Origin of the sequence: Ideonella azotifigens, assembly GCF_006519715.1 — a bacterium.
GTDB lineage: Bacteria > Pseudomonadota > Gammaproteobacteria > Burkholderiales > Burkholderiaceae_C > Ideonella > Ideonella azotifigens.
Genome location: NZ_VIDT01000259.1, coordinates 1 through 7,127, shown reverse-complemented (window position 1 = coordinate 7,127; position 7,127 = coordinate 1). Strand labels below are relative to the sequence as shown.

Sequence of the window (7,127 nt, the reverse complement as noted above, 5' to 3'; positions counted from 1 at the left end):
TATCGTGGCCCCTGGCGAGGGCGCCATTGCGACGCAGGACCTGAACCGCATTGCCTGGTCCACGCCGGTGGACCTGATGCCGCAGTACCAGGGCGAGACCTTGCTGGTGCACTACGGCTCGCCCGTCATCACGTCCAACAACACGGTGCTGGTGCCGGTGAAGACCCAGGCCACCAGCGGCTTCCGGGTCGAGGCCCGGTCCGGCGCCACCGGCACGCTGCTCTGGTCGGCCGACACCGACTACGCCGTGCCCGCGCATCACTGGATGCCGGGCTTCCACCTGGCGCTGTCGCGCAGCAACCGCCTGTTCGTGCCTGGCGCGGGTGGCAAGGTCTATGTGCGCGATGCGGCGGACTCGGCGCAGGGTGCCCTGCAGCCGCTGGTGTTCTACGGCAGCGCTGCCTACGCCGCGGCTTCGGCCCAGCTCGATGCTGCCGTCTTCATCAACACGCCGATCACCGTCGATGCGGCAGGCAACGCCTTCTTCGGGTTCGTCGCAAATGCCGGCAACCCGGCGGGCCTGGTCAGCGGCTTTGCGCGCATTGGCGCCGATGGCCAGGGGCGGTGGATCGCCGCGGCCGATGTCTCGGGCGACGCCAGCGTCGTCAAGCCCGCCATGAATTGCGCGCCCGCGCTGTCACCCGACCTGGCGACCGTGTACGTGCTGGCCAACGCGGTCTCTGCCGGATGGTCCCAGCATGGCGTGCTGGTGGCGCTGGACAGCACCACTCTGGCGCCGCGTGCCCGCGTGGCATTGCTGGACCCGCAAACCGGCGACAAGGCCCAGGTGAGCGACGACTCAACGGCCTCACCGACCATCGGCACGGACGGCGACGTCTACATCGGCGTGCTGGAGTCCAGCCAGGGCCAGCACAACTACCGCGGCTGGCTGCTGCATTTCGACAGCACGCTGGCCACCACCAAGGTTCCGGGCAGCTTCGGCTGGGACGACACGGCCTCCCTCGTGCCGGCGAGCATCGTGGGCGGCTACACCGGCAGCTCCAGCTACCTGCTGGCCGTCAAGTACAACAACTACCTCAATGCCGGCACGGGCGACGGCCTGAACCGCATGGCCGTGCTGGACCCGAACGCCACGCAGACCGATCCGATCTCCGGCGTGCCGGTGATGCGCGAGGTCATCACCGTGCTGGGCGTGACGCCCGAGAACCCGGGCTCCGCAGCGGTCAAGGAATGGTGCGTCAACACCGTGGCCGTGGACCCGCTGACGCACTCGCTGCTGGTCAATAGCGAAGACGGCGTGCTCTACCGCTGGGACCTGGCCACCAACACCCTGAGCCAGCGCATCAGGCTCACCGGCGGCCTCGGCGAGGCCTACACGCCCACGGCCATCGGCGCCGACGGCGCGGTCTACGCCATCAACCGCTCGGTGCTGTTTTCGATTGCGGGCTGAGGGGCGACATCGCGCCAACAGTTTGGGCTGAGCCTGGCGAAGCCTTTCGCCGAGTCGGGCGCTGTGCCTGCGTCAACCCGGAATCTCCGGTTCCACCAGCCGTGCCAGCTGTTCCAGCGACTCCTGCCAGCCCAGGTAGCACATCTCCAGTGGAATGACGTCTGGGATGCCGTCCTGCACGATGTCGAGCTCGGTGCCGCAGATCACCGGCTTCAGCACCACGGTGACTTCCATCGTGCCCGGCAGGTTCGGGTCGTCGAAACGGTCGTTGTAGCGCAGGCGTTCGTTCGGCACCAGTTCCAGGTACTCACCGCCAAAGCTGTGGCCGTTGCCGGACCCGAAGTTGTGGAACGACATCTTGAAGTCGCCACCCACGCGCGCGTCCATGTGGTGGACCTGGCAGGTGAAGCCGTAAGGCGGCAGCCACTTGGCCATGGCGGCAGGTTCCAGGAAGGCGCGGTAGAGCTTCTCGGGCTTGCAGCGAAGGACACGGTGGAGTTTGACGGCACTGGTGGTCATGAGTCGTTTCCTTTGGGGATGAAGTGAGGAGCTGGTGGGATCGGAGGCAGAACGATTGTGGCGAACTGCTCGTCTCTGCACGACGATTGGGCGCTTGCAATTTCGACAGGCCTGAGATCGAGAACCCCGCAACTGAACCCGGATGTTGTCGGCGCCGACGGGGGCTGTGCGGCTCTCGGAGGTGTGGCATGCTTGTGCCTAGGCACCAACCCGGAGGCATCATGACCATTCCCGCCCACGATCTAGCAGCGGAAGTCCTTGACCTTCCGGCCGAGGAGCGGGCCCGGATTCTTGAGTTGCTGATTGCCAGTTTTGAACCGAAGTCAAGCGCGCAGAAGGCTTGGATGAGCCTTGCGCTGCGTCGGCGAGAGGAAGTCCGAAACGGCAAGGTGGCGATGATTCCTGGCGACGAAGCTTTGGAGCGCGTCAGAGCACGGCTCGCGTGAGTTACTCGATTCATCCCGAAGCCGAGGCAGAGCTCGGCGACGCAGCCGTTTACTACGCCACGCACGCAAGCCGAATGATCGCATTGGCCTTCCTTGCAGAGTACGAGCGCGTGCGAGATCTACTCATCGAGAACCAGCGGCGTGGGCCGCACGGTGAAGATGGCCTTCGCGTCTACCACTTCGATCGCTTTCCTTACACCGTGGTGTATGAAGAGGATGAAATCATGGGGCCTCAAATATTCGCCATTGCGCACCAGAACCGCGAGCCCGGTTACTGGGGTGACCGGACCTGAGGCAAGCCCTTCAAGCCGCCTTCGCCAACCCACCCTGGCGCCAGCGCGCCATCAGCTCATCCCACTTCTTGCGCGCCGCCGCCAGGTGCTTCGCCTTGACGTGCCCGTAGCCGCGGATGTCCTCCGGGATGCGGGCGATCTCGATGGCGCTGGGCAGCGTCTGCGCATTCAGGCCGCGCAGCAGTTCCTCGATGCACTCACGGTATTCGCCGATCAGCGCGCGTTCGGTGCGGCGCTCTTCGGTGTGGCCAAACGGGTCGAAGGCGGTGCCGCGCAAGGCCTTGAGGTGGCGCAGCGTGCCGAAGGCTTTGCGCACCCACGGGCCGAAGCGTTGCTTGATGAGTTCGCCGTGGTCGTTCTTCTTGGAGAACAGCGGCGGCGCGAGGTGGTGCACCAGCTTCACATCGCCTTCGAACATCGTGGCGATCTTGTTGGTGAAGGCTGCGTCGGTGTGCAGGCGGGCGACTTCGTACTCGTCCTTGTAGGCCATCAGCTTGAACAGGTAGCGCGCCACGGCTTCGGTCAGGCGCGTGCTGCTCAGTGGCGCTTCGGCTTGGCGCACGTGGTCCACGAACGCGCTGTACTGCGCGGCGTAGGCCTCGTTCTGGTAGGCGCTGAGGAACTCCACGCGGCGCTTGACCAGTTCCTCGACTGAGGGCTTCTTGACGAACTGGATGACCTGCGCAGCGGTGTACAGCGACTGCACCTCGGCCAGGTCGTGCGCGCAGCGGCGGCCCCATTCGAAGGCGGCCTTGTTGTTGTCGATCTGCACGGCGTTCAACTCCATCGCGCGCATCAGCGAAGCGTGCGTGAGCGGAATTCGCCCCTTCTGCCAGGCGTAACCCAGCATCAGCGGGTTGGTGTAGATCGAGTCGCCCAGCAGCTTGACCGAGACTTCCTCGGCGTCGAACGACACGAAGTTCGCCGGGTCCACCGCGCCGGCCACGGCCGCTTCGCACTCTCCCGCCGGGAAGGTCCATTCGGTGTCGGTGACGAAGCTGGCGGTGGGCGTGCGATGGTTGTTCATGGCCACGAAGCTGCGCTGCGGGTGCAGCACGCTCAGCGTCGTCTTGCTGGCGGTGACGATCGCATCGCAGCCGATCACCAGGTCGGCCTTCGCGGTGTCGACCTTGGTGGTGTAGATGGCTTCTGCCGTCTGCGCGATCTGCACATGGCTCCAGGTGGCGCCGCCCTTTTGCGCGAGACCGGCGGCGTCCTGCGTGATCACGCCCTTGCCTTCGATGTGGGCTGCCATGCCCAGCAGCTGGCCGATGGTGATGACACCGGTGCCGCCCACGCCGGCCACGACGATGCCCCAGGCGGTTTCCGCGAGCGGCAGCGTCGGCTCGGGCAGCGGCGGCAGGCTGGTGAGGCTGGCGCGCTTGTCGGCCTTGGGCTTCTTCAGTTTGCCGCCTTCCACGGTGACGAAGCTGGGGCAGAAGCCCTTCACGCAGGAGAAGTCCTTGTTGCAGCTGTTCTGGTTGATCTGGCGCTTGCGGCCGAACTCGGTTTCCAGCGGCTCGACCGAGACGCAATTGCTCTGCACCGAGCAGTCGCCGCAGCCTTCGCAGACCAGCTCGTTGATGACCACGCGCTGCTCCACGTCGGCCATGGTGCCGCGCTTACGGCGGCGGCGCTTTTCGGTGGCGCAGGTCTGGTCGTAGATGATGGCCGTGGTGCCCTTGATCTCGCGGAACTCGCGCTGGATGCGGTCCAGCTCATCGCGGTGGTGCACCGTCACGCCTTCGGCCAGCGCCACGCCGTCGTACTTCTCCGGCTCGTCCGTCACGATGACCAGCTTGGTCACGCCTTCGGACTTCAGGCTGTTCATGATCTGGATGACGGTGTGGCCCTCGGCCCGCTCGCCCACGCGCTGGCCGCCTGTCATCGCCACCGCGTCGTTGTAGAGCACCTTGTAGGTGATGTTCACGCCCGCGGCAATGCTCTGGCGGATCGCCAGCAAGCCGGAGTGGAAGTAGGTGCCGTCGCCCAGGTTGGCGAAGATGTGCTGCTCGTTGGTGAACGGCGCCTGGCCCACCCAGGGCACGCCTTCGCCGCCCATCTGGGTAAAGGTCTCTGTATTGCGCCCCGGCATCCAGCTGACCATGTAGTGGCAGCCGATGCCGGCCACCGCGCGCGAGCCCTCGGGCACGCGGGTGCTGGTGTTGTGCGGGCAGCCGGAGCAGAACCAGGGCGTGCGGTCGCCGGTCTTGATCTCCAGCGCGGCCAGCTCGCGCTCCTTGGCAGCAATGGTTTCGATGCGGCGGTCCATGCGCGCGGCGATGTCGTCCGGCACGCCCAATTTTTTAAGGCGCTTGGCAATCGCCTTGGCGATGATGGCCGGCGTCAGGTCGGCCTTGGCGCGCAGCAGCCAGTGCTCGCTGGGGTTGGGCCGGCTCCACTCGCCGCCGGAGAGGTCACCCTCGGCTTCCTCGAACTTGCCGATCACGTTGGGCCGCACGTCGCCGCGCCAGTTGTAGAGCTCTTCCTTCAGCTGGTATTCGATGACCTGGCGCTTTTCCTCGACGACCAGGATCTCCTGCAGCCCCTGCGCGAAGTCTCGCGTGATGGTGGCTTCCAGCGGCCAGACCACGTTGACCTTGTGCACGCGGATGCCCAGAGCGCGGCAGGTGTCGTCGTCCAGCCCCAGGTCGTGCAGCGCCTGGCGCATGTCGTTGTAGGCCTTGCCGGAGGCGACGATGCCGAAGCGGTCGTGCGGCGTGGCCACCACGTTGTAGTTCAGCTTGTTGGCCCGCACATAGGCCAGCGCCGCGTACCACTTGTAGTCCATCAGCCGTGCTTCCTGCTCCAGCGGCGCGTCCGGCCAGCGGATGTGCAGGCCGCCCGGCGGCATCTGGAAGTCTTCGGGCAGGAGGATCTTCACGCGGTCCGGCGACACGTCCACCGTGCCGGCGGATTCGACCACTTCCTGGATGGTCTTCATGCCGGTCCACACGCCGGAGAAGCGGCTCATCGCAAACGCATGCAGCCCCATGTCCAGGATTTCCTGCACGCTGCTGGGGAAGAAGGTCGGGAAGCCGCAGGCCTTGAAGACGTGGTCGCTCTGGTGCGGCGCGGTGGAGCTCTTGCTGACGTGGTCGTCCGCTGCGATGGCGATCACGCCGCCGTGCTTGCTGGTGCCGGCCATGTTGGCGTGTTTGAACACGTCCAGGCTGCGGTCCACGCCCGGGCCCTTGCCGTACCAGAGGCCGAACACGCCGTCGTACTTGGCCTTCTCGGGGAACAGGTCCAGCTGCTGCGTGCCCCACACGGCGGTGGCGCCGAGTTCCTCGTTCACGCCTGGCTGGAAGACGATGTGCTGCTTCTCCAGGTGCTTCTTGGCCGCCCAGAGCGCCTGGTCATAGCCGCCCAGCGGCGAGCCGCGGTAGCCGCTGATGAAGCCGGCGGTGTTCAGGCCGGCCATCACGTCCCGGGTGCGCTGCAGCATGGGCAGCCGCACGAGGGCCTGCACGCCGCTCATGAAGGCGCGGCCGGTGGGCAGCGCGTACTTGTCCTCCAGCGAGACCGATTCCAGGGCCTTGCGAATCGAGTCGGGTAGCGGGGCGTTCATGCTGCGTGTCTCCTGGGCCGGCGGGTCCGGTGGCTTGAGCGGTGGCTGGGCGCGCGGGTGGCTTGTGGCCAGGCGCGCCGAAGCCTCGGGCGGTGCCGTCAGTGTAGGAAGAAGCGTGCGAGAAGTGCTTTCTTTCGATTGCCATGTCGTGCGCCACCGCGCAACAATCTTTCGCCATGAGTGTCAAAGAAGAATCCAGATTTCCCAAAACGAGGATTCAAGGGAAAACCCTTGGGAAGACTGCCGCGACTGACGAGGCCGCAGCAGACGAGCGCGCAGCCCCCGTCACGCTGCCGCAAGGCCTGGCCGCGCTGGACCGCTACGACGTGCTGCTGCTGGGCGAACTGCAGCGCGACGCGCGCCAGTCCAACGCCGAACTGGCGGCCGCCATCGGCCTGTCTGCCGCGCCCACCTGGCGGCGCGTCAAACGGCTGGAGCAGATCGGCGTGATCACCGGCTACCGCGCCGAGATCGACCGCCGCCGCATCGGCCTGGGCGTGCTGGCCTTCGTGCGGGTGGACACCGAGCGCGACAACGCCGAGTCCATGCGCGCGCTCGAAGCCGCCATCCGCGAACTGCCCGAGGTCATCGCCTGCCACTACATCAGCGGCGCCGGTACCTTCGAGCTGCAGGTGCTGGTGACCGACCTGGACGCCTACTCCCGCTGGACCATGGACACGCTGTTCAAGCTGCCCAACGTGAAGGACCTGCACACCAGCTTCTCGCTGGGCGAGATCAAGTCCAGCGCCGCGCTGCCGCTGGGCCACCTGATGCCCGGCGAAGGCCGGCGCGGGAGCACGTGATGCTTCGCACCTTCGTCACTGCAGCGCTGCTCCTGCTAGCGGCCGGCGCCCAGGCTGCCGACGCGCTGCCGGCCGTCAACCTGG

At 66.4% G+C, this 7,127-nt stretch carries 6 protein-coding genes; 4 read left to right on the top strand and 2 right to left on the bottom strand.

Annotated elements, in window-relative coordinates; translation table 11 throughout:
- Window positions 1-1,411 (top strand): hypothetical protein (locus FKP22_RS32135; RefSeq protein WP_170200927.1); only part of this gene is annotated, 1,411 nt, incomplete at its 5' end.
- A 72-nt stretch (window positions 1,412-1,483) separates the two neighbouring features.
- Here FKP22_RS32135 and FKP22_RS16075 read toward each other — a convergent pair.
- Window positions 1,484-1,930 (bottom strand): SRPBCC family protein, encoded by a 447-nt coding sequence (locus tag FKP22_RS16075; RefSeq protein WP_141288474.1) that lies wholly within the window; start codon window positions 1,928-1,930, stop codon window positions 1,484-1,486.
- 221 nt (window positions 1,931-2,151) lie between these two features.
- On the opposite strand from FKP22_RS16075, the gene FKP22_RS16070 reads away from it, so the two are divergent.
- Together FKP22_RS16070 and FKP22_RS16065 are read left to right on the top strand one after the other, a co-directional pair.
- Complete coding sequence (locus FKP22_RS16070; protein ID WP_141288473.1) at window positions 2,152-2,376, top strand: addiction module protein; 225 nt, start codon at window positions 2,152-2,154, stop codon at window positions 2,374-2,376.
- Window positions 2,373-2,669 (top strand): type II toxin-antitoxin system RelE/ParE family toxin, encoded by a 297-nt coding sequence (locus tag FKP22_RS16065; RefSeq protein ID WP_170200926.1) that lies wholly within the window; start codon window positions 2,373-2,375, stop codon window positions 2,667-2,669. Before FKP22_RS16070 ends, FKP22_RS16065 begins: the two co-directional genes overlap by 4 nt.
- 10 nt (window positions 2,670-2,679) lie before the next feature.
- Here the strand turns inward: FKP22_RS16065 and FKP22_RS16060 are convergent, their stop codons facing one another.
- Window positions 2,680-6,240 carry an indolepyruvate ferredoxin oxidoreductase family protein gene (locus FKP22_RS16060; RefSeq protein ID WP_141288471.1) on the bottom strand — a complete coding sequence of 1,187 codons (3,561 nt, stop codon included), beginning with the start codon at window positions 6,238-6,240 and terminating at the stop codon, window positions 2,680-2,682.
- A gap of 176 nt (window positions 6,241-6,416) precedes the next feature.
- On the opposite strand from FKP22_RS16060, the gene FKP22_RS16055 reads away from it, so the two are divergent.
- Window positions 6,417-7,043 (top strand): Lrp/AsnC family transcriptional regulator, encoded by a 627-nt coding sequence (locus FKP22_RS16055; RefSeq protein ID WP_141288470.1) that lies wholly within the window; start codon window positions 6,417-6,419, stop codon window positions 7,041-7,043.
- Window positions 7,044-7,127 lie beyond the last annotated feature (84 nt).

Coding starts and splice junctions, on each gene's coding strand:
- FKP22_RS16075 (WP_141288474.1), bottom strand. CDS start 1,930: ATGACCACCAGTGCCGTCAAACTCCACCGTGTCCTTCGCTGCAAGCCC.
- FKP22_RS16070 (WP_141288473.1), top strand. CDS start 2,152: ATGACCATTCCCGCCCACGATCTAGCAGCGGAAGTCCTTGACCTTCCG.
- FKP22_RS16060 (WP_141288471.1), bottom strand. CDS start 6,240: ATGAACGCCCCGCTACCCGACTCGATTCGCAAGGCCCTGGAATCGGTC.
- FKP22_RS16055 (WP_141288470.1), top strand. CDS start 6,417: ATGAGTGTCAAAGAAGAATCCAGATTTCCCAAAACGAGGATTCAAGGG.